General features: G+C 63.9%; 19 protein-coding genes. 6 read left to right on the forward strand and 13 right to left on the reverse strand.

Translation table 11 applies throughout. The annotated features are described in order from the left end of the window. Nucleotides 1–18: 18 nt before the first annotated feature. Nucleotides 19–939, reverse strand: coding sequence for a LysR family transcriptional regulator (locus tag Cth01_RS12685; RefSeq protein ID WP_034394441.1), 921 nt, complete (start codon nucleotides 937–939; stop codon nucleotides 19–21). Between the two features lie 158 nt (nucleotides 940–1097). On the opposite strand from Cth01_RS12685, the gene Cth01_RS12690 reads away from it, so the two are divergent. The 4 genes from Cth01_RS12690 to Cth01_RS12705 all read left to right on the forward strand — a co-directional run bounded on the left by Cth01_RS12690 (nucleotide 1098) and on the right by Cth01_RS12705 (nucleotide 5724). Then, the gene (locus tag Cth01_RS12690) at nucleotides 1098–2108 is read left to right on the forward strand and encodes a Bug family tripartite tricarboxylate transporter substrate binding protein (RefSeq protein ID WP_034350975.1); all 1011 of its coding nucleotides are present in this window, start codon (nucleotides 1098–1100) and stop codon (nucleotides 2106–2108) included. Between the two features lie 147 nt (nucleotides 2109–2255). Then, on the forward strand, nucleotides 2256–3857 hold the full coding sequence (locus Cth01_RS12695) for a gamma-glutamyltransferase family protein (protein WP_045839348.1): 1602 nt from the start codon (nucleotides 2256–2258) through the stop codon (nucleotides 3855–3857). 212 nt (nucleotides 3858–4069) lie between these two features. Beyond that, entirely contained in the window at nucleotides 4070–4993 is a 924-nt protein-coding gene (sigJ, locus tag Cth01_RS12700; RefSeq protein ID WP_045839349.1) for an RNA polymerase sigma factor SigJ, read from the forward strand. A 233-nt stretch (nucleotides 4994–5226) separates the two neighbouring features. Next, complete coding sequence (locus tag Cth01_RS12705) at nucleotides 5227–5724, forward strand: carboxymuconolactone decarboxylase family protein (protein WP_045839350.1); 498 nt, start codon at nucleotides 5227–5229, stop codon at nucleotides 5722–5724. Nucleotides 5725–5912: 188 nt separating this feature from the next. On the opposite strand, the gene Cth01_RS12710 is transcribed toward Cth01_RS12705, so the two are convergent. From Cth01_RS12710 to Cth01_RS12730, 5 genes are all read right to left on the reverse strand, one after another. After that, nucleotides 5913–6896 carry a Bug family tripartite tricarboxylate transporter substrate binding protein gene (locus tag Cth01_RS12710; protein ID WP_082085658.1) on the reverse strand — a complete coding sequence of 328 codons (984 nt, stop codon included), beginning with the start codon at nucleotides 6894–6896 and terminating at the stop codon, nucleotides 5913–5915. A 91-nt stretch (nucleotides 6897–6987) separates the two neighbouring features. After that, a complete protein-coding gene (gene tcuB, locus Cth01_RS12715; RefSeq protein ID WP_045839431.1) occupies nucleotides 6988–8199 on the reverse strand; it encodes a tricarballylate utilization 4Fe-4S protein TcuB in 1212 nt (403 codons plus the stop codon). 155 nt (nucleotides 8200–8354) lie between these two features. Continuing rightward, nucleotides 8355–9800, reverse strand: coding sequence for an FAD-dependent tricarballylate dehydrogenase TcuA (gene tcuA / locus Cth01_RS12720; RefSeq protein ID WP_045839351.1), 1446 nt, complete (start codon nucleotides 9798–9800; stop codon nucleotides 8355–8357). A 279-nt stretch (nucleotides 9801–10079) separates the two neighbouring features. Beyond that, nucleotides 10080–11465 carry a GntP family permease gene (locus Cth01_RS12725; RefSeq protein WP_045839352.1) on the reverse strand — a complete coding sequence of 462 codons (1386 nt, stop codon included), beginning with the start codon at nucleotides 11463–11465 and terminating at the stop codon, nucleotides 10080–10082. 313 nt (nucleotides 11466–11778) lie between these two features. Next, nucleotides 11779–12717 carry a LysR family transcriptional regulator gene (locus tag Cth01_RS12730; protein ID WP_045839353.1) on the reverse strand — a complete coding sequence of 313 codons (939 nt, stop codon included), beginning with the start codon at nucleotides 12715–12717 and terminating at the stop codon, nucleotides 11779–11781. Nucleotides 12718–12770: 53 nt separating this feature from the next. On the opposite strand from Cth01_RS12730, the gene mnmA reads away from it, so the two are divergent. Continuing rightward, nucleotides 12771–13901 carry a tRNA 2-thiouridine(34) synthase MnmA gene (gene mnmA / locus Cth01_RS12735; RefSeq protein ID WP_034350952.1) on the forward strand — a complete coding sequence of 377 codons (1131 nt, stop codon included), beginning with the start codon at nucleotides 12771–12773 and terminating at the stop codon, nucleotides 13899–13901. A 14-nt stretch (nucleotides 13902–13915) separates the two neighbouring features. Here the strand turns inward: mnmA and Cth01_RS12740 are convergent, their stop codons facing one another. From Cth01_RS12740 to Cth01_RS12755, 4 genes are all read right to left on the reverse strand, one after another. Next, nucleotides 13916–15112, reverse strand: coding sequence for a hypothetical protein (locus Cth01_RS12740; RefSeq protein ID WP_045839354.1), 1197 nt, complete (start codon nucleotides 15110–15112; stop codon nucleotides 13916–13918). 18 nt (nucleotides 15113–15130) lie between these two features. Continuing rightward, nucleotides 15131–17023, reverse strand: coding sequence for a sensor histidine kinase (locus Cth01_RS12745; RefSeq protein ID WP_045839432.1), 1893 nt, complete (start codon nucleotides 17021–17023; stop codon nucleotides 15131–15133). Nucleotides 17024–17071: 48 nt separating this feature from the next. Continuing rightward, nucleotides 17072–17764, reverse strand: coding sequence for a LuxR C-terminal-related transcriptional regulator (locus Cth01_RS12750; protein WP_034350946.1), 693 nt, complete (start codon nucleotides 17762–17764; stop codon nucleotides 17072–17074). Between the two features lie 61 nt (nucleotides 17765–17825). Continuing rightward, nucleotides 17826–18044: a hypothetical protein gene (locus Cth01_RS12755; protein WP_055477383.1), complete on the reverse strand. Its 219-nt coding sequence runs from the start codon at nucleotides 18042–18044 to the stop codon at nucleotides 17826–17828. On the opposite strand from Cth01_RS12755, the gene Cth01_RS12760 reads away from it, so the two are divergent. Further along, entirely contained in the window at nucleotides 18043–18735 is a 693-nt protein-coding gene (locus Cth01_RS12760) for a TerC family protein (protein WP_045839355.1), read from the forward strand. The genes Cth01_RS12755 and Cth01_RS12760 overlap by 2 nt on opposite strands. Before the next feature lie 74 nt (nucleotides 18736–18809). Here the strand turns inward: Cth01_RS12760 and Cth01_RS12765 are convergent, their stop codons facing one another. From Cth01_RS12765 to putP, 3 genes are all read right to left on the reverse strand, one after another. Further along, a complete protein-coding gene (locus tag Cth01_RS12765) occupies nucleotides 18810–19235 on the reverse strand; it encodes a barstar family protein (RefSeq protein WP_003072350.1) in 426 nt (141 codons plus the stop codon). A gap of 142 nt (nucleotides 19236–19377) precedes the next feature. Further along, nucleotides 19378–19797, reverse strand: a complete 420-nt coding sequence (locus Cth01_RS12770) for a guanyl-specific ribonuclease (protein WP_003066953.1) — start codon at nucleotides 19795–19797, stop codon at nucleotides 19378–19380. A 177-nt stretch (nucleotides 19798–19974) separates the two neighbouring features. Continuing rightward, on the reverse strand, nucleotides 19975–21465 hold the full coding sequence (putP, locus tag Cth01_RS12775) for a sodium/proline symporter PutP (protein ID WP_174447070.1): 1491 nt from the start codon (nucleotides 21463–21465) through the stop codon (nucleotides 19975–19977). Between the last annotated feature and the right edge of the window lie 101 nt (nucleotides 21466–21566).

Genomic DNA, 21566 nt, shown 5'->3' on the forward strand with positions numbered 1-21566 from the left:
AGGTCTCCGGCCGTCTTTTCACCAGGCGGCGGGCAGGCGCAGCTGCAAAAGTTCCAGAAAGGACTGTGCCGCATGTGGCAGCGTGCGGCCGGCCAGGGTCTGAACCTCGATATCGCGCAGATCCATGCCGCGGTCGCTGAGCGCCACGGCCACGAGCGCGCCTGTGGCCACCATGTCGCGGGCGGCGATTTCGCTGGCCACGGCAACCGCCGTGCCCTGGGCCGCAAAGTTCAGCAGCGTCTTGCCGTGATTGCTCTCCAGGGCCGGCGCCAGCATCAGTCCCTGGCGGCTGCAGGCTGCATCCAGCAACTGGCGCACGGCCGTGCTGGGCGGCGTCAATGCCAGCGGATAGCGCACCAGCCTTGCCAGTGCCACGCTGCGCTCCTGCGCCAGTTCATGGCCGGATGCCACCAGCGCCAGCACGGGCGCGGCCACGCGGCAGGCGACGGCGATGCCGGGCTCGGGGGCCCGGCTGAAACACAGGCCTATGTCGGCCGTGCCGGTACGCACGGCACCGGAAACCTCGTGCGTGGGAAGCACCGTCACTTCGAAGACGATGCCGCTGTGCTCGCGCTGGAAGGCCGCGCACAGGCGCGGCAGGAATTCGCTGGCGAAGGCATCGGAGCTGGCGATGCGTACCTTGCCGCTGCGCAGGCCTTGCAAGGCCTTGATCTCGTCGAGCGCGCGCTCCGCGTCCAGCCCCGCGCGGCGCGCATGATCGGCGAGGATCTCGCCGGCGGCGTTGAGCACCATGCCGCGCGGGTGGCGCTCGAACAGCGGCGTGCCCAGGCGCGCCTCCAATGCCGCGATCTGGCGGCTGATGGCCGAGGCCGCCACATGCAGTCTTGCCGAAGCCTCACTCAGCGATCCGCATTGCGCGACTTCGTGGAAGTAGCGCAGCGCGGTGTCTTGCAGCAGCAAATGGCGGGACTCGGGCATGGCAGGCGGTGGCGGCAAAGCGCCATTGTGCCAGGTTTGCTGTTTTGGCAACGATGGCTTGCAAATTTGCCGATAGCGGCAAATGCCCCGGTTTTCTAAGATCTCCCGTTCGATGGTCGCCAGGCAGCGGCCAGCCCTCCATTTCTGTGGGAGTTGCCATGCGGGCACGGTTTACTGTTTCAACGACGCGCCGCCAGTGGCTTCAGGCCGCTGCGGCCGTGGCCGGTGGTTTGCTGGCCTTTCCGGCCCTGGCCCAGGGCGAGGCCGCCTGGCCCGGCCGACCGGTGCGCGTGATCGTGCCGTTTCCGGCCAGCGGCGCTACCGATCTGGTGGCACGCGTGATCGCGCAGCGGGTATCGCAGGAGCTGGGCCAGCAACTGGTCATAGACAACCGGCCCGGCGCCGGCGGCACCATAGGCACAGCCGAGGCCGCCAAGGCGGCGGCCGACGGCTACACCCTGCTGTTCACCACCAGCAGCACGCATGCCATCTCGCCGCATCTGATGCCCAGGCTGGCCTACAAGGCGGACAAGGATTTCAGTCCCATCGCCCACACGGCGGATGCAGCCAGCGTGCTGCTGGTCACGCCCTCGCTGCCGGTCAAGAGCGTGCAGGAGCTGATTGCCTATGCCAGGGCCAATCCCGGCAAGCTCAACTACGCCACCAGCGGCAATGGCACCATCGTGCACCTGAACACCGCCGCCTTTGCCGCGCAGGCCGGTATCCAGCTCGCCCATGTGCCCTACAAGGGCACGGCGCAGTCGATCACCGATCTGGCGGCAGGCCAGGTGCATCTGCTGTTCGATTCCATCCCCACGGGCATGCCCCATGTGGCCAGCGGCCGCCTGCGCGCCCTGGCCGTGACCGGCGACAGGCGCAGCACGCAGGCTCCGAATCTGCCCACGGTGGCCGAATCCGGCCTGCCAGGCTATTCCTCGGTCACCTGGTTCGGCATCTACGGCCCGGCCGGCATGAAGCCCGAGCTGGTTGCAAGAATCAACCAGGCCTTCAACCGCGCCATCCAGAATCCCGAGGTGATCGCCAGCCTGGCCAAGCAGGGCGTGGAGCCCGCCAAGCCGCAGACGCCCGCGCAGTTCGCGGCCATGGTGCAGGTCGACAGCGCGCGCTGGGCCAAGGTCATCAGGGACAACAACATTACTTTGGAATGACATATGCAACCCCCTGTGCGGCTGCGCCGGGGGACGGCATCCTCGGCTAGGCGCTTCCTGCCGTGAGGCGGCCCTTGCTCGATGCCTTTGGCCTGGGGCGTGTCAGTGTTAAGCGCGGCGCCCATGAATCACTGATCGGACTTAAATATGACCAACCTCATCAAGGACTGGACGCTTCCCTATGCTTCGAACCGCTCGCCGGTGCTGGGGCGCAATGTGGTCAGCACTTCGCAGCCGCTGGCCGCGCAGGCTGGCCTCTCCATGCTGCTGGCTGGCGGCAACGCCGTGGATGCGGCACTGGCTGCGGCGATGACGCTGACCGTGGTCGAGCCCACGGGCTGCGGCATCGGCAGCGACGGCTTTGCCATCGTCTGGGACGGCAAGGAGCTGCACGGCCTCAACGCCTCGGGCCGCTCGCCTGCGGGCTGGACGCCCGACTACTTTGCCCAGCTGGGCGGCATTCCGGAAAAGGGCTGGAATGCCGTGACCGTGCCCGGCGCCGTGTCGGCCTGGGTGGCGCTGTCCAAGCGCTTCGGCAAGCTGCCATTCACGCAGGTGGCCCGGCCCGCCATCGACTATGCACGCAACGGTTTCCCGGTCTCGCCCACGATTGGCACGCTGTGGGAGCTGGGCGGCAAGAAACTGGGCGACCAGCCCGGCTTTGCCGAGTGCTTTCTGCCTGGTGGCCGCGCTCCCCGGGCCGGTGAGGTGTTCAGGAGCGAAGCCCATGCGCGCACGCTGGAAGAGATTGCCGAGACCATGGGCGAGTCCTTTTACCGCGGCGCACTGGCCAGGAAGATGGTCGAGCATTCGCGGGCCTGCGGCGGTGTGATGAGCGAGGAAGACCTGGCCGCGCACCAGGCCGACTGGGTGGGAACGGTGTCGCAGAAGTTCGGCGATTCGGTTATCCACGAGATTCCGCCCAACGGCCAGGGCATTGCGGCGCTGATGGCGCTGGGCATGCTCGACGAGCTGGGCGTGGGCAAGCAAGACCTCGACGGCGTGGACAGCGTGCATCTGCAGATCGAGGCCATGAAACTGGCTTTTGCCGACCTGCACCAGTACAACGCCGACCTCGACCATATGCGCGTCACTCCCGCCCAACTGCTGGACCGCGACTACCTGCGCGAACGCGCCAGTCTCATAGACCCGAAGCTGGCCGGCGCACCGGGCTGCGGCGCGCCCCGGCCCGGCGGCACGGTCTACCTGGCGGCGGCCGATGCCAGCGGCATGATGGTCTCCTTCATCCAGTCCAACTACATGGGCTTCGGCTCGGGCGTGGTCGTGCCGGGCACGGGCATCAGCCTGCAGAACCGCGGCCACGGCTTTACCACCGAGGCCGGTCATGCCAATCAGGTCGGCCCGCGCAAGCGCCCCTCGCACACCATCATTCCGGCCTTTGCCATGCATGCCGACGGCACGCCGCAAATGGCGTTCGGCGTCATGGGCGGCCCAATGCAGAGCCAGGGCCATCTGCAGATGGCCCTGCGCGTGCTGCGCTACGGCCAGAACCCGCAGGCTGCGGCCGATGCACCGCGCTGGCGCGTGACCGGCGGCAAGGGAGTGGCCGTGGAGCCGTCCTTCGATGCTGCCGTGGTTGAGCAGCTGCGCGCACGCGGGCACGAGGTCAGCATCGAGACCGGCCACGGCGTGTTCGCCTTTGGCGGCGCCCAGCTGGTGCTGCGCGACGGCGAGCATTACATCGCGGGTTCCGATCCACGCAAGGATGGGTGCGCGGTGGGGTTCTGAGGTCCCCCCTGAGCGGCTGTGCCGCTTCCCCCCAAGGGGGACGACGGCCTCGCTGCGGGGCGGCGCGGCCGGCGAGGCCCTTGCTTGCCGTCCCTGGCTTGGGCTCTGCCAGTTTTTGGCTGCGTTGTCACAAAAGCTGTGCGTTCTGCGTCTAAGGCTTGGTGCCTGTCACACTGGGTGGCTGGCCCTGGCCTATTTGCAGGAGACATCACGTGAGCCCCACTTCCCACACTGCGCCGTCCGCCGATGCGGGACTGCAGGATTTCGAGCGCAATCGCCCGCGTCTGTTCGGGCTGGCCTATCGCATGCTGGGCCAGCGGGCCGAGGCCGAGGATTTGGTGCAGGATGTCTGGCTGCGCTGGCAGGACAGCGAGCGCGCCGCGATTGCCCAGCCCGAGGCCTGGCTGGTGACCACGGCCACGCGGCTGGCCATAGACCGGCTGCGGCGCCTGCGCGTGGAGCGCGAGCACTATGCGGGTTTCTGGCTTCCCGAGCCGCTGGTCCAGCCCTGGAGCGAGGCCGCTCCCTCGGCCGAGGAGCTGCTGGAGCAGGCACACGATGTCTCCACGGCGCTGCTGTTCGTGCTGGAGCAACTGACGCCCGAGGAGCGCGCGGCCTTTTTGCTGCGTGAGGTCTTCGATGCCGACTACGCCGAAGTGGCCCAGGCACTGGGCCGCAGCGAGGCCGCCTGCCGCCAGCTGGTGCACCGCGCGCGTGCCCATGTGAAGGCCGGACGGCCGCGCTTCGAGGCGCCCGCACAAGCCCATGCCGAGCTGTTACGCCGCTTTGCCCAGGCTGCGCGGGGCGGCGATCTGGCGCAGATCCAGGCGCTCTTCGCGCCCGATGCCGCGCTGATCAGCGACGGCGGCGGCAAGGTGGCATCCTTTGGCCGCGTGCTGGAGACCGGGCGCCGCCTGGCGCTGCTGTATTTCGCCACGGCCCGGCGTCTGCGCCGCGACGGGCAGGAGCAGACACTGCATCTGGCGCGGGTCAACGGCCTGCCGGGTCTGGTGCGCTGTGTGGACGGGCAGGTGGAGTCGGTGCAGACGCTGCTGGTCGAGGACGGACTGATCCGGCGCATCTACACGCTGCGCAATCCGGACAAGCTGACCCGCGTGCTGGTGCCGGCTGCCTGATGGGCGGGGCCTGTCGAAGAAGGCGAAGAAAACAATAGCTGTTACCGCCAGTCAGTCAACAAATTCAGATTGTTTTATCGCTGAGTTTGTTTCATGAAGAGTGATAGCAGCTATGTTTATTGATGGCAAGGCGATGGATGACGAGGCCTGTCACAAACCGCAGCGCTGCCGCGTCTAAGAGGTATGGGCCGGCCGCAGGGGCGGGCCTGCAATGTCCCTCAAGGAGTATTCACATGGCCGACATCGCCAACCCCACCGCCAACCCTATTGCCATCCCCACGCCGCGCCTGGACTTCCGTGCGCTGGCTCCCGAGCTCTACAAGGCTCAGGCCGGCCTCAACGCCCAGATCGCGCGCTCCAGCCTCGGTGTGCAGCTGCTGGAGCTGGTCTATCTGCGCGTCTCGCAGATCAACGGCTGCGCCTTCTGCGTGGACATGCATGTGCGCGAGCTGCTGTCGCGCGGCGAGGACCTGCAGCGCATCAACAGCGTGGTGGTCTGGCGTGAGGTGGACTTGTTCGAGATGCGCGAGCGCGCCGCGCTGAACTGGGCCGAGCGCTGCACCCAGCTGAGCCAGGCCCATCCCGGGCAGCAGGACTTCGAGGCCCTGCGCCCCTACTTCAGCGAGCGCGAGATCGTCGAGCTCAGCTACGCCATCGGCTGCATCAATGTCTGGAACGGTCTGTGCGTGGGCTTTGCGGCTCCCGTGGAGAAAAAGCCCATCACCGTCTGAGCTGCCGCGCGGCTTCCCCCGTGGCACGGCGCCCGTTGCACGGCGCCCGTTGCACGGCGCCCTCTCTCGCTGCGGGAGCGGCGCGGCCAGCGAGGCCCTTGCTCGCCGCCCTGACTTGGACTGCGCCCAATTCATGCGTTATGCCATCGGCGCGAGCGGGTTTGTGCTCTCAGATCGTGAACACGCTTTCAGTTCTGGGTGATCTTGCGTTCCTTGACCACCTTGCCCCATTGCTCGTATTCCTTCTTCATGAAGGCCGCGAACTCGGCCCGCGTCGTGGGCTGGGGCGTCAGGCCGTGGACCTTGAGCGCCTCGGCCACGCCGGGGTCCATGAGCACCTTGACGATTTCCAGGTTCCAGCGATCCAACACGGGCGTGGGGGTCTTGCCAGGGGCGACGAAGGCATACCAGTTCAGCCCCTCGAAGCCGGGGAAGCCCGCTTCGGCCACGGTGGGGATATTGGGCATATAGGCGGGGCGCGTCAGACCCGTGGTGGCCAGCGGAATCAGCTTGCCGGTCTCGACATGCGGCAGGGCCGTCGGGGGCGCGGCAAAGTAGGAGGTGACGCGCTCGCCCAGCAGGTCCTGCAGGGCCGGTGCGCCGCCCTTGTAGGGCACGTGAACCATCTCCACGCCGGCGCGCTGGTTGAACAACTCGCCTGCCAGGTGCGAGGCCGAGCCCGCGCCAGTGGAGGCATAGTCCACGCTGCCGGGGCTCTTCTTGGCCTTGGCCACGAACTCGGCCAGGTTCCTCACGCCGGCGCCCTTGTGCACCACCAGCACATTGGGGAAGTTCACGCCGCCCGAGATGGGTGCCAGGTCGGTGAAGGGGTTGTAGCCCACCTTCATGATGTGGGGCGCAATCGTCAGAGGGCCGATGGATCCGAACAGCAGCACCGAGCCGTCGGTCGGCGCCTTGGCCACGAACTGGTGGGCGATATTGCCGCCCGCGCCGCCCTTGTTGTCCACCACCACGGTCTGACCGATGTTTTCGCCCAGCTTCTTGGCAATCATGCGCGCCGCCGCGTCGGCGGCGCCGCCTGCGGCAAAGCCCACGACCAGGGTCACGGGCTTGTTGGGCAGCCAGTCGGGAGCGGCCTGTGCCGCCGAGCCCAGGCTCAGCAGAGAGGCGGCCACGGCCGTGGCGCGCAGGAAATGGCGTTTGTTCATCATGGGATGTCTCCTTGGTCGGAAAGGAATGCCGGTATTCCGGCTGATTTTTCTGAGAGCAGGCACGGCGGGCGTGCCTGTCATGGGGCTTGGCTCAATCGGCGCCCAGGCCGATGGGGCTGGGCTCGCGCTTTTCGGTGTTGTGGCGCAGCAGCGCAGCCGTGCGGAACACGCCGTGGGCAAACTTGCCGTAGGGCAGGGTGGCAAACAGCGCAATCACGGCGCCCAGGTGCAGGCACAGCAGCAGTGCCAGCGCCGGCGTGGCGCGGCCCAGCCATAGCGCCAGACCGCTGGCAGCCACCAGGAACAGCAGGGCGATGAAGGCTAGGTCCATGGGCTTTTGCCTGGCGTCGCCATGCAGCGGGTGACGGGCGCGGTTCAGCATCCAGAGGCCGGCCGTGCCGATCATCAGGCTCACGCCGCCCAGGGCGCCCAGAATCTTGGGCAGACTGGGCAGCTCGTAAGGCGCAGGCAGATCGAAGACATAGTGATAGACCGTGGCCAGGCCCGTGGCTGCAAAGCACAGCATGAAGCCGTAGAAGGTCAGGTGGTGGAAGCGGCGGCGCTTGAGCGTGTACTCGTCGTCCTCGTTGTGGCAGCCGTCGCCATGGCCGCCGTCCAGGTATTTCAGGCGCAGCACTTCGTGCGTGGCTTCGGCAGCGGCCGGGCCGCTGACATCCACATTGCTGGTGGCGGGCTTCACATCCTTCCAGAAGCGGCGCACGCCCATGGACAGCGCAAACACCACGAACAGGAACACCGGCGCAAAGATGCCGACCAGCAAATTGTGCGGGAACAGGTTGTAGAAGTTGTTGCCTAGATTGCCGTTCCACAGCTGGCCAATGCCGCCTTGCGCCGCGACGGCCAGCGCCAGGAACAGGAAGAGGCCGGCCACCAGTGCCAGGGACAGGGTCAGGCCGTTCTTCTGGTACAGCCTGCCCATGGCGGGTGGCCAGGCATAGTCGGCATAGGTCTGGCCGCGCACTTCGGCCATGGCCTTGGGAATGTTGATGCCGAACTCGTGCGGCGGTGCGTACTGGCAGGCGTGCAGGCAGGCGCCGCAGTTGTGGCAGAGATTGGCCAGGTAATGCACATCGGCCTTGCCGAACTCCAGACGGCGCGTCATGGCCGGGAACACGGCGCAGAAACCTTCGCAATAGCGGCAGGCATTGCAGATCTGCATCACGCGCGCCACTTCGCCCTCGGCAGCGGTTTCCGTTGGGGCGGGGAGGATGGGAATCACCTTGCCGGTGGCCAGGGTCTGGGCTTCCTTGCCCAGTTCTTGCAGGGATTTCAGGGTTTGCATGTCAGTATCAATGACGTTGGGCGTGATTCGCAGCACTTGAAACTGGCGTGCTCCAAGTCAGAGACGCCGAGCAAGGGCCGCCCCGCAGCGAGGGCGTTGTCCCCCTCCCAAAGAGGGAGGGGGAAGCGGCGAAGCCGCTCAGGGGGTGTTTCATTTCAGTCCTTTACGGCGCCATGAATAGCGGGTTTGCCTGCAGCCGCGAGAGCGGCATTGCGCCCGGCAATACGGCCAAAGGCCGTGCCTATCGACATGCCCACGCCAGCCGTGTAGCCCTTGCCCAGCACATTGCCGGCCATCATTTCGCCGGCCACGAACAGGTTCTGGCTGGGTTGATCCTTGAAGCGCACGGCGGAGGTGTCGTCCACCTTCAGGCCCAGATAGGTGAAGGTCACGCCGGGGCGCAGCGCATAGGCGTAGTAAGGGCCGGTATCGAGCGGGCGTGCCCAGTGCGTCTTGGCCGGAGCCAGGCCTTCGGTGTGGCAGTCGTCCAGCGCGGTATGGTCGAAATGGCCGACCTTGCAGCTGCTGTTGTAGGCGTCGAGCGTGGCCATGAAGGTGTCCACGTCCAGCCCCAGCTTCTGCGCCAGCTCGGGCAGGGCGTCGGCCTTCACGCCAGGGAACACCGGCGGCATGAAGCGGCCTATGGCCTTGCTGTCGATGATGGAGTAGGCGATCTGGCCGGGCTGCTGGGCTACCAGACGGCCCCAGATCGCATAGCGCTTGGGCCAGAAGTCCTCGCCCTCGTCATAGAAGCGCTGGGCATCGCGGTTCACCACCACGCCCAGCGAGACGCAGTCGATACGCGTGCATATGCCGCCGTCGTACAGCGGGGCGCGGGCATCGATGGCCACCATGTGCGCTTGTGTGGGATCGCCCAGGCCGTCGGCCTGCTGCTCTTGCAGCATATGCTTGAGCAGTACGCCCTGGTTGAAGGCCGTGCCGCGGATGATGAAGTTGTCGGCCGGCCATTCGCCGCGCTCGTTCTGGCCCCAGGCCTCGCGCAGCCATTCGCGGTTGGACTCGAAGCCGCCCGCCGCCAGCACGCAGCTTTTGGCCGTGATGCGCTGGCTGCCATCCTTGGTCTTGACCCAGGCAGCCTGGAACCGGCCATTCTCGATTTCGAGCTTGTCCACGGGGGACTCGTAGCGGATTTCCACGCCCAGCTTTTCGGCGCTGCGGAAATAGGCGTTCACCAGCGCTTTGCCGCCGCCCATGAAGAAGGCATTGGTGCGCGCCACATGCAGCGCGCCCGACAGCGGCGGCTGGAAGTGCACGCCATGCCTGCGCATCCAGTTTCGGCAGGTCGAGGAGGCCCGGATCACCATGCGCGCCAGATGCTCGTTGGTGATGCCGCCCGTGACCTTGAGCAAGTCCTGCCAGTACTCTTCTTCGGGATAGGCCTCGACCAGCACGTCCTGGGGAGCGTCGTGCATGCAGCGCAGATTGCGGGTGTGGCCGGAGTTGCCGCCGCGCCATTCGCGCGGTGCGGATTCGAGCAGCAGCACGCGGCTGCCGGCTTCGCGCGCCATTAGCGCGGCGCACAGGGCGGCATTGCCACCACCGATGACGAGTACATCGGTGTCAAAGGCTTCAGTTTTCATGATGGGCTGCCACGGGTCGATGCCTGCAGCGGTTCAACGTGGGGAAATGTCCTCTGTCATCTCCGCTGCCGGAGCGCGGCTGACAGGGTCAGATTGGAGTTGAACGCCACTGTAGTGAGCACCGCCTGACTCGTGCAGCGGGGCTAGGGGATGGGGGTATCACCAATCGTGATGTATTGCTTGTGCCGCAGGCGGAAGCCGGCGCGATGCGGTCATGCGCCACGGCTTGCAACCCCGGAGGGAGGCACCAGGGCCGCTGCGCTGCAGCCCCGGCCAGCCTTAATGCACGGTGACGAGCGCGTTGAAGAGCAGCACCATGAGCAGGCCCACCACGGCCACGATGGACTGCACGACCGAGATGGTCTTGGTGGCTTCGCCCATGGTCATGCCGAAGGATTCCTTGACCATCCAGAAGCCGGCATGGTTGGCATAGTTGAAGAACAGCGAGCCGCAGCCGATGGACAGGGCCAGCAGGGGCAGGTTCAGGCTGGGGTCAGCCCCCGCCAGCGGCGCGAGCAGGCCGGCAGCGCCCACGATGCCCACGGTGGCCGAGCCGGTGGAGACGGACAGCAGCATGGCGATCAGCCAGCCCAGGATCAGGGGCGGGAAGGCGAACTGCTGGGTCAGATGGACGATGGCATCGCCGACCTTGGCGCTGGTCAGCATCTGCTGGAAGGCGCCGCCGCCGGCAATGATCATGATGATGGAGGCAATCGGCTTGAGGCTCTTGCCCAGCGCGTCGCGCAGCTTTTCGGTGTCGCCGCCACGGGCCATCACCAGGGACACGATGGCGAACAGCACGCCCAGCAGCATGGCGATCAGGGGATTGCCCAGAAAGCTGGCCACATGCATGGCTGCCGCATCCTTGGGCAGCAGCATCTCGGCGACGGCATGGATCAGCATCAGAATGGCGGGCAGCAGGGCCGCCAGCACGCCCAGGGCGATGCTGGGCTGAGGGCCGGCCGCGGCTTTCTCGGTGATGGTGAACTGGTCCAGCAAGGCCTGGTCGGGCTTGGTGCTCATGCGCGGGGCGATGAAGGCGCCGTAGAGCGGGCCGCCGAGAACCATGGCCGGAATGGCGGCCAGAAAGCCGTACAGCATGGTCGGGCCGACCGTGGTCTTGAGGGTGGCGATGGCGGTCAGGGGGCCGGGGTGGGGCGGCACCATGCCGTGCATGGCCGCCAGTGCCGAGATCACGGGCACGCCGACGTAGACATAGGCCGAGCCCTTGAAGCGGGCCTGGCCTTCCAGCTTGCGCGCCACGCTGAAGATCAGCGGCAGCATGACCACCAGGCCGACCTCGAAGAACATGGGGATGCCGACGATGAAGGCCACCAGGGTCATGGCCCAGGGGATCATGCGATCGGAGGAGTGCCTGAGAATGGCTTCGGCGATCTGCTCGGTGATGCCTGCATCGGCCAGGATCTTGCCCAGCATGGCGCCCAGCGCGATCACGACGCCTACGGCGCCCAGCGTTTTGCCCGCGCCATTGGTCAGCTGCTTGACGATGGCTTCCGGCTCCATGCCGGTGGCAAAGCCGACGCCGACCGAGACTATGAGCAGAGCCAGCAACGGGTGCAGCTTGATGCGTGAAACGATCAATGCAACCAGCACCAGCACGCTGACCAGGGCGGTCAGCAGCAGCTGAATATCGAGAGATGTCATAAATGAACCTTGGTTTTGGCTGGCTGTCCTGAAGCGCACTCCACATCCAGCACGAGGCAAGGCTCATATTAAAAAAAGCGCACTCGCACCCGCTGTAGGCTGGCGTCGTCGGCGTGGTGCAAGTTGGATGTCGAGATGCGACCCAGGGGACGCAACAGCAATGTTGTAATGAAGATCTAGGTTTGCCATGAGGTATGAGCTTCACATGGCAACAAAGTTGCTGTGGAAATTACGTAAGGCCTGAGCCTTGATTTCCCGACATCGCCTATGGCCGGCCAGCTTCGCATTCATCCTCTGCACGGAAGATGAGGACTCATTCCGTCAGCGATGCTCCCCGCCAGACTCCGGAATGCACCAGCTGGCGTGCGCAATCCATCAGCACTATGCGGGCGGCAAGAGCTGCTGGCGAGAGCTCATCGTCCGACAGGCTGCACAGCGCGGCTTTGCGCCGCACCGAGTCATCGGCGATTTGGGACCACTGAAAACGCTCGGCAGCATCACGGTACATGCCCACGGCCGACCAGGGCTGGACTGTGGCGCCCATGCCGGCAGCGACCGCTTCCATCAGCAGGGACAGCGAGTCGATTTCCATGGCCATCTGCGATTGGAAACCGGCGCTGGTGAACGAGGCCATGATGGAGCTGCGCAGGCCGTGGCTGCCCGAGGGCAGGATCAGCGGCACTTGCTGCAACTGCTCCAGGCTGATGGGCACTTCATGCCGAATCTGCGGCGCCACCGGTTGCTGGCGCGACTGAATCAGAAACAGCTGCTCTTCGAGCAGCGGCATCACGCTCCAGCGCCGGGCGCTCTGAGTATCGAAAAGGATAGCCAGATCCAGCTGTCTGGCGTTGAGAAGACTCGTCAGATGCCCCGAGAGGGCTGACACCATGTGCAGCCTCACATCGGGGTAGCGTTCGCGCATGGCTCGCATCAGCGGCAGGCCCAGCACATTGGCAATCGTGGGCGACAGTCCCATGCTGACAGCGCCCGACAGCCGCGCCTGCTGGGCCGCATGTATGGCCTGCTGGGCATGGCGCAGGGTCAGTTGGGCCTGGTGAAAAAAGGCCTGGCCGGCCTCGGTGGGGATGACTCCGCGTGGTGTGCGCTGCAGCAGCCGGGTCGAGAGTTCCGACTCCAGGCGGCTGATCTGCTGGCTCAGCGCCGATTGCACCATGTCCAGATCCAGCGCCGCCCGGCTCATGGAGCCCAGTTCAACAATTCGTACAAAGTAGCGCAGCTGGCGCAGTTCCATGGCAAATCCTCACGCCCGCAGCAGTTGACGGGCGCTGGGATAATCGCATACCTATGAGCAACAAGCAGCGTGTCGTGGTGGGTTTGTCGGGCGGTGTGGATTCCGCCGTCACCGCCTATCTTCTCAAACAGCAGGGCCATGAGGTCGTCGGCATCTTCATGAAGAACTGGGAAGATGACGACGACAGCGAGTACTGCTCGTCGAATATCGACTTTGTCGATGCGGCGGCCGTGGCCGACGTGATCGGCATCGAGATCGAGCACGTGAACTTCGCCGCCGACTACAAGGATCGCGTGTTTGCCGAGTTCCTGCGCGAGTACCAGGCCGGTCGCACGCCCAATCCGGACGTGCTGTGCAATGCGGAGATCAAGTTCAAGGCCTTCCTCGACCACGCCATGCGCCTGGGTGCCGAGAAGATCGCCACCGGCCACTATGCACGCGTGCGCCAGAATCCGTCCACCCAGCTGTTCGAGCTGCTCAAAGGCCTGGACAACAGCAAGGATCAGAGCTATTTCCTGCACCGGCTGAACCAGTCCCAGCTGTCCAAGGCCATGTTTCCCGTGGGCGAGCTGCACAAGACCGAGGTGCGCCGCATTGCCGAAGAGATTGGCCTGCCCAATGCCAGGAAGAAGGACTCGACGGGTATCTGCTTCATCGGCGAGCGCCCGTTCCGCGACTTCCTGAACCGCTACATCAGCAAGGAGCCGGGGCCTATCCTCGACGACCGCAACCGCAAGCTGGGCAAGCATGTGGGCCTGTCCTTCTACACGCTGGGCCAGCGTTCGGGTCTGGGCATTGGCGGCGTCAAGGAAAAGGGCGCCGCCCGTGGTGCGGGGGACCATGCGCCCTGGTTTGTGGCGCGCAAGGAAATGGACAAGAACATTCTGCGCGTGGTGCAGGGCCATGACCATCCGCTGCTTCAGTCGCATGCCCTGCTGGCCGATCAGGTCAGCTGGGTGGCCGGCCATGCTCCGGCTGAGGGCAAGGCCTACGGCTCCAAGACCCGCTACCGTCAGCCCGATTCGCCTGCGCTGATTTCCCAGGCCACGGATGCCGGCTTCCGTCTGGACTTTCCAGAAGCGCAGTGGGCTGTCACCCCTGGTCAGTCCGCCGTGCTCTATGACGGCGATGTCTGCCTGGGCGGCGGCATCATTGCGCAGGTCGATCCTGCGGCCACTAGGTAAGCGCTAGGTAGGCGCTAGTAATCGCGGTTTTCATCAAACCACTGCTGGGCCTGCTCATCCGTCAGCTTCAGTGACAGTGCCGCAGGCAGTTGTGCCAGTTGCTGCACGGCCAGCCCCAGGTCTTCACGTTCGCTGGTTTCAATGCCCTTGACCGTGTTGAAGCGGGCGGCAAAGGCCGTCAGTGCAGCTTGCACATGGCCAAGGCTGCTGGCAGTGCCGATTTCCTGCTCTGCCAGCTCATAAGCCGCATGCGCAATCCTGGCGCGGGCTGCGGGCCAGCCCGCAAATGGCCGCCCATATTCCTTGGCCCACCATTCGGGCTTGCGCAACTGGCTGACGGATGTGTAGTCAGCCCAGGGTCGTGCCTTGGCACGGTCCTTGAGTTGCTGGCGCAGGTGTTTGCCAGTGGCTTCTTCCACGTTGTAGGCGATGAAGAAGTCCAGCTCCGGCCAGGTTGGCAGCGCAGGCAGTCCCGACAGATGGCGCATAAAACGCAGTGATAGCGCCTTGAGCTGCGTACATGATGAAAGCTGAGCCAAATCGCTGTGGTTTCCCCACAGGGAGAGCGATTCCAGCTTCGAAAACTGCAGCAGGTTTTGCAGCGAAATGGGTTGCTTTCCCGCTCCATTGCTCAGCTCCAGCGTGGTGACCTGTTTCAGGCTGCCCATGTCGGGCAGCTGGAAGGCTTCGTCGGCAGGGTTCTTGCTGGTGGCCGGGCTCAAACTCAGGCTTTCAGGCAGGCCTGCGGTGATGGTGATTTGCTCCAGATTGCCATGCAGATGAAGGCGCATGCCCTGCTGCGGCAGCTTCAGGTGGATGTGGCCCTGATTGCCCGCTTGCAGATGAATGCTCAGTTCGCGAATCTGTGACTGGCTGGCGTCGATATGTACATCTTGCTGCAGCTGTGGGTACCAGCTGAAGTTTTCGATAGCACGCAGCTGCGCCCATGTGAAGAAGCCGCTGTCATTGCCCGTGTAGTAGAAGCTGCGTGGCCAGGGCGAGCCGGCGGGCGTGGCAAAGGGGTCAAAGCAGGACCAGAGCACGCAGGCGTCGACAGGCAGCCACAGGTCCGCTGTTTTCAACAGCGTCCTGGGGCCAAGGGTCAGGCTGCCCTGACCGGGGCTGGTTTTGAGTCTGTGCGGCGCGTCAGGAGTCAGCTGTAGGGTGAAGACGCCGTCTTCATGCGGTGTTCCGTCGATAAGCAGGGGCATGCAGAAAGCTTAGCGCAGTTACCAGATGCTCTGGGGAGACGGCATGGAGCTCTGTACATCGGTGTGGCGTTGCACCTTGCCGAACAGCGGCAGGCTGGCCCGCAGCTCGGTGCGGCCGGGGCGGGACTGTATGACCAGAGTGCCTTGCAGGCGCTCCAGTCGCGCCAGCATGCTGCGCATGCCCACGCCCATGCTGTTGATCTGTGTGCTATCCAAATCAAAGCCTGTGCCGTTGTCCTCGATCTGCAGCTGCAACTCCCTGGAGTCGGGAATCTCCAGCCGAACCTGGACTTGGCTGGCGCGGCTGTGCTTGATGACATTGGTCAATGCCTCTTCCAGCACGCGGGTCAGCGTCAGGCACTGAATGGGGCTGGGCGCGTGAGTCCAGTATTCGGGCAGACACCACTTCACCTGAATGTCCAGCTCCTCGAACAGTCGTGCAAAGCGGTGGCGCAGTGGAGCAAGCCACTGCATGGGTGTCTCGGGAACCTGGATGGCGGTGCTGGTGCCGGTATCAATCATCTGACGCAGGTCGTCACGCATGAGCTTGAGCATGGACAGCACCTGGGCATTGGGCAGCGGGGCGCTGCTTTGCTCGACCAGGGCAATGGAGCGCACCAGAGAGCCGCCCAGACCGTCGTGCAGATCCTGGGAAATGCGCAGACGTTCCTGCAGGCGGGAGTGGCTCAGAGCCAGATGATGCTCTCTCTCCAGGGTCTGGCTCAGGTCGTCGCAGGCCTGTGTGACGGTGAGACTGAGTTCGTGGTTGAAGTGCTCGATGCGGCGCATATTCCACACGACCTGCCGACCCAGCAACCACGCAATCACCAGCATGCTCAACAAGGTGGTGTAGGGAGTCAGCGTCAGATTGTGATCCAGGGTCTTGGTCAGCAGCAGCAGGTCGTGCACGCCGATGGCCAGGTAGAGCACGAAGCAGAGGCTGAAAGCGATGTGGGCTGGCGTGCGTGTCTGCAGCGCGCGCAGTGGAAACAGCAGGCAGACCAGAGCGCAAAGACAGAACATCAGCAGCCAGACGGCCTGGCTCAGCGCCATCTGTGCATCGGGGACAGACAGGGCGAATACAGCGCAGAGGCCGCATATGCCGGTCAGCGTACGTTCCAGACGCATGAGGCGTAATTCGGCAAAACGCAGGGTAAAAATGCAGAAAGTGTAGGTAAAGGCAATGAAAACCAGCAGATTTCCCTTGGCAAAGGCCGGCGTGCTGCTGAAGGGCCAGGGATCAGTCATGACCATAAAGCAGAGCATCAGTGCCCAGCACATCAGATTGAGTGCGTACCAGCCATAGAGTTTTTGATTGCGGTTGTGGAGCCAGGCAAACGAAAACAGCAGGCATAGCACTAGGCTGACCGTGATGCAGACCATATAAATGGTGCGCAGGTTCCAGGTGGCCTGTGCCGTCCATTGCTTGAGCTCGGCTGGATGGCCTATGCGCAGCCGCCCCAGGCCTGGCGTCTGGCTGCTGAGCCCGTGGACGCGCACCCAGATGCTGTTGCCCTGCTCCTTGAGCAGCGCCTTGGGCAGCAGCCAGTAGCGTGGCATATTCCAGCTGCGGCTCAGCGGCTCCACCAGCGATTGATCGCGCCAGATCAGTTCTGAATTCACGAACACTTCGCCCGCCATCACGATATTGACGACGGCCAGCGCCACGGGCTGATCGCGCCCGCAGGGGCTCTCCCAATCGATGCGGTACCAGGCTGCACCGTCATAGCCGGGCCAGCGTTGACTCCAGTCATCCAGCCCCGGCACATCCACCCATTTCAGCAAGGCCGCATCGGGTGGAGGCCCCTCGGGCAGTGCCTTGGCCGATTGGCGGGCCACAATGCGCGGTTCACAGAGCAGATCCTGAGGCCTGGGCTCCTGTGCCCAGGCCACGCCGCAACTCCAGCTCATGACGAGCGCAAATATCAGGCGGAGCAAGAGAGCCGACCGCTTGAACATTCAGCTCAGCAAACCGCGTGCCCGGGCCTCGCTGACCGCCTTGGTGCGCGAAGGCACGGCCAGCTTGCGGTAAATGTTCTTCACATGGCACTCCACGGTGTAGCGCGAGAGAAAGAGCGACTCTGCGATCTCCCGGTTGGTCATGCCGTCTGCGACCAGCTTGAGGATCTGGATTTCGCGGGCGCTGAGTATGGCTTCGGGCGGCATCTCCTTGTGCGCTTCCGTGGGCTGGGAGGGCTGCAACTCGGCAATGATGCGCCGTGCAATGAAAGGGTCGATGGGGGCGCCACCGCGCAGCACACTGCGTATGGACAGGGTGACCTCCAGGTCGTCGCGCTCCTTGAGCACATAGCCGTTGGCCCCGGCACGCAGCGCCGACAGAATGGCGTCCTCGGTGCTCCAGGCGGAGATGACCAGAATTCCCATGCCGGGATCGGCGGCGCGCAGCTGGCTGATCAGCTCTATGCCGCTGCCGTCGGGCAAGCCCAGGTCCACCAGTGCCATGGCGACTGGATGCTCCGCCAGCCGGGCGCGTGCCTGCCCCAGGGTTGCAGCAAAGATGAGGGCATCATCCGCATATCCGAGGCCATGCAAAATGTTTTCCAGCCGATTGCGGATCAACGGCTCATCCTCCACCACGATCAAGGGGCTGGGGAGAATGGACTCTGTAGGGAGGGAAAAAGTCTCTGCCATATTGTGTGAGGTGCCGCTGGTTTTCGTGTCCCACTGTTACCGAGATCAAGTCGCTTGGCTATCACTGAAAACTGGTAATTTGAGGTGCCTGCGGAGTCTGTCCCAAAACGGAAGCGAACTCCGCGGCCTGCAATTCCCATGACGTCAGAAGCAATACGCCGATAGCGGCTCCAAGAGGCAGTTGGCTAAACTTCCCTGCATTGATCACGCCTGGCTTTGCAATGCCGGGCGTTTGTCCGTTCAAGGTGCAATGGACAGAGAACTCAGGAATATTTTCCATGGATGCCATGCTCGGTGCCGATTTCTGGATCGGCTTGTTCAAGATCGTCTGGATCAACATCATTCTCTCGGGTGACAACGCGGTGGTCATTGCTCTGGCCGCACGTGGCCTGCCGCCGGAGCAGCAGAAAAAAGCGGTGCTGTTCGGCTCCGGTGCCGCCGTGGTGTTGCGTATTGTCCTGACGGTGGTGGCTGCCAAGCTGATGCAGCTGCCATTCGTCGAGGTGATCGGTGGCCTGCTGCTGCTGTGGATTGGCGTGGGCCTGCTCAAGGGCGAAGATGAAGAAGAGGATTCCGGCAGCGTGGCCAGGCAGGGCATGATGGCTGCCGTTCGCACCATTTTGCTCGCCGATCTGGTCATGAGCCTGGACAATGTGATCGCCGTGGCTGCGGCAGCGGGCGGCGATATGCTGCTGCTGATTCTGGGCCTTGCCATCAGCATTCCGCTGGTCATCTTTGGCTCCACGCTGATGATCAAGCTGATGGAGCGTTTTCCGGTCATCGTCACTTTGGGCGCGGCACTGATTGGCTGGGTGGCCGGCGAAACCATCACCAGCGACCATATGCTCGAAGGTTTTGTACGGATCAATCCCTGGGCGCATTACGCAGCGGCCGCCTGCGGCGCCGTGCTGGTGATTGCAATGGGCAAGTGGATGCAGCTCAAGGTCGCCACTCAGGACAGCACTGCCTGAGCCCTTGGTTCTGAAAGCAAAAACGCCCGCATTCAAGGCGGGCATTTTGTGTTGTGTGCGCCGCAGCAGCCGGCCTATAGGAATGAGTAAAAGCAGCGGAAGGGAATCTTGCGCTCTGCCCAGAAGTCCGCGGTATCGCGGAACACGTCCAGCAACTGCTCGCGCACTTCCTTGTCGAACTTGGGAGTGGTCGGAATCTGGTCGAGCACCACCACAAAACCGGGTTGCGGGCCGGATTTGTTGATCGGGTCGGTCATGCAGTCATACAGCGCATCCCAGTTCTTGCCAAAGTGTGCCGGCAGGTAGAACTGTGTGGACAGCAGCTCGAAAACATCGGCCTTGGTCTGGGCATGGGCCAGGTTGGCATAGAGGAAATGGGAGCCCAGCGCCTCTGCTGCTGCCTGAAGATCAGGAATGCGATAGGCGCGAATGGATTGCACGATGTTCGGGCGAACATTGCGCAACGGTGTTTCCGAGGGCTTACGAAGTGGCGTGTCCATCTCCGTGATTCTTTCTAAAAACATCAAAACTGGTGGCAGAGTCGGTACTGACAGCGCTGTAGGCTGTCTGCGCAAACCGCCGCTGCAGAATTCAAGAGGTCAAAAGCCGCTGTATGGCGGGCCTGGAGGGCGTCTTTTAACTTCATTGGACGATTTGCTGAAAGCTGTTGTAGTGGTCGCCCGTGTAGAAGCAGGCATCGGGCACCTGGGGCTGCAAGCCGCCACAGACTATGCGTCGCGCACCCCGGTTTTTCGCGCCTGGAGTGCGCACGGTGTATTCGCGGTAATAGCCTCTGGCCTGGCGCGGAAGTATGCGCTCACGGTTGCCGAAGACTGTGCCGTCCTTGTCGCTGGAGAACGGACCACCCTGGAGGATGCGACCATAGGTGGTGCGGCCTTCGCGCGGCAGTTCGGCCAGGCTCACGGTCTCAAAGCCGGGAACGGTAGCACCGACTTCGGGCGCTTTGCGCGCCAAAGCCGCAGGGGATGCCAGCGCAAAAGCGGCACCCAGCATCAACGCTAAACCCGTCTGATATACCTTGGCTGCAGCGGCCTTGAGCATTCACTAAACCTTTCAGAATCTCAGGTAATGCCTGAAATTTCGACCCGTAAGTGTGACGGATAGGCCTCGAAAATGCAAGTTGCGCCTATTTTTTGTGCAGTCTGTCGAGCGGTTTTCGACGACAAAAAAGCCCTGTCGGCATGGCCGGACAGGGCTTTGGCAGGGGCGTGGCAGCTTTTATTCGCCATGGGCAGCGATTTCAGCCTCCACCTCGCGGTGCTTGGCCATGATCGTGGCCGAAGGCGCTTTGTCCAGCAGGCTGACCACTATGATTGCGATAGCGGAAAACGCAAATCCGGGAACGATCTCATAGAGCTTGAACCACTGGTAATGCTGCCAGACCAGAACCGTGACCGCACCCACGACCATGCCGGCCAGTGCGCCGTTGCGTGTCATGCGGGCCCAGAGCAGCGATATCAGCACCAGCGGGCCGAAGGCGGCACCGAAGCCGGCCCAGGCATTGCTGACCATGCCCAGCACCTTGGCCTTGGGGTCCTGCGCAATGAGGATGGCGATCAAGGCAATGGCGAACACCATGGCGCGGCCAAACCAGACCAGCTGCTTCTGGCTGGCGTTCCTGTGCAAAAAGGTTTTGTAGATATCTTGCGTGAGGGCGCTGGAGCAGACCAGCAATTGGCAGGACAGGGTACTCATCACGGCCGCCAGCACGGCGGCCAGCAGCACACCGCTGATCCAGGGGTTGAACAGCAACTTGGCCACTTCCAGGAACACGAGTTCATGGTTGCCGTTGACGTTTGTCGCAATATCGGGGCGGCTGGCAAAGAAGGCAATGCCGAAGAAGCCCACGGCCACGGCGCCGCCCAGGCACAGCATCATCCAGCTCATGCCGATGCGGCGCGCGTTGGGAATGGTCTTGATCGACTCGGCCGCCATGAAGCGCACCAGAATGTGGGGCTGGCCGAAGTAGCCCAGACCCCAGGCCAGCAAAGAGATGATGGCAATCGCCCCCTGACCCTTGAACATGTCGAAGGCGCCGCTGCGGGCGGTTTCGATGATGGCTGCGCTGGCCCCAACGCCGCCATCGGCATAGATCACCATCAGCGGCGCCAGAATCAGCGCGGTGATCATCAGCGAGGCCTGGATGGTGTCGGTCCAGCTCACGGCCAGAAAGCCGCCGATGAACACATAGGCCATGGTGGCCACGGCACCCACCCACAGGGCTGTCTGGTAGTCCATGCCGAACATGGATTCGAACAGGCGGGCGCCCGCGACCACGCCGGAGGCGCAGTAGACGGTGAAGAACACCAGAATCACCAGCGCGGTGACGATGCGAAGCAGACTGCTGCCATCCTCGAAGCGGTTGGTGAAGTAATCGGGCAATGTCAGCGCATTGCCCACCTTTTCGGTATAGACGCGCAGGCGTGCCGCCACAAAGCGCCAGTTGAGCCAGGCACCGACGCACAGGCCGATGGCAATCCACGAGGCCGACAGGCCGGTGGCAAACACCGCCCCGGGCAGGCCCATGAGCAGCCAGCCGCTCATGTCCGATGCCCCGGCCGACAGGGCCGTGACCACCGAGCCCAGACTGCGCCCGCCCAGGATGTAGTCGGACAGGTTGGACGTGGCTTTGTATCCCGCCCAGCCGATGAGCAGCATGCCCAGCAGGTAGATGGCAAAGGTGACTATGGTTGGCGTATTGGCGGTCATGTCGGCTCCGGATCGGCGCAGCGCCATCGGCATGTGGGTTACATGCCCGGCGAAAACAAATCCGCCAGCGGCCTCCTGGTGGGAAACCTGCTGGCGGGTAT

This window comes from Comamonas thiooxydans (assembly GCF_000964545.1).
Lineage (GTDB): Bacteria > Pseudomonadota > Gammaproteobacteria > Burkholderiales > Burkholderiaceae_C > Comamonas > Comamonas thiooxydans.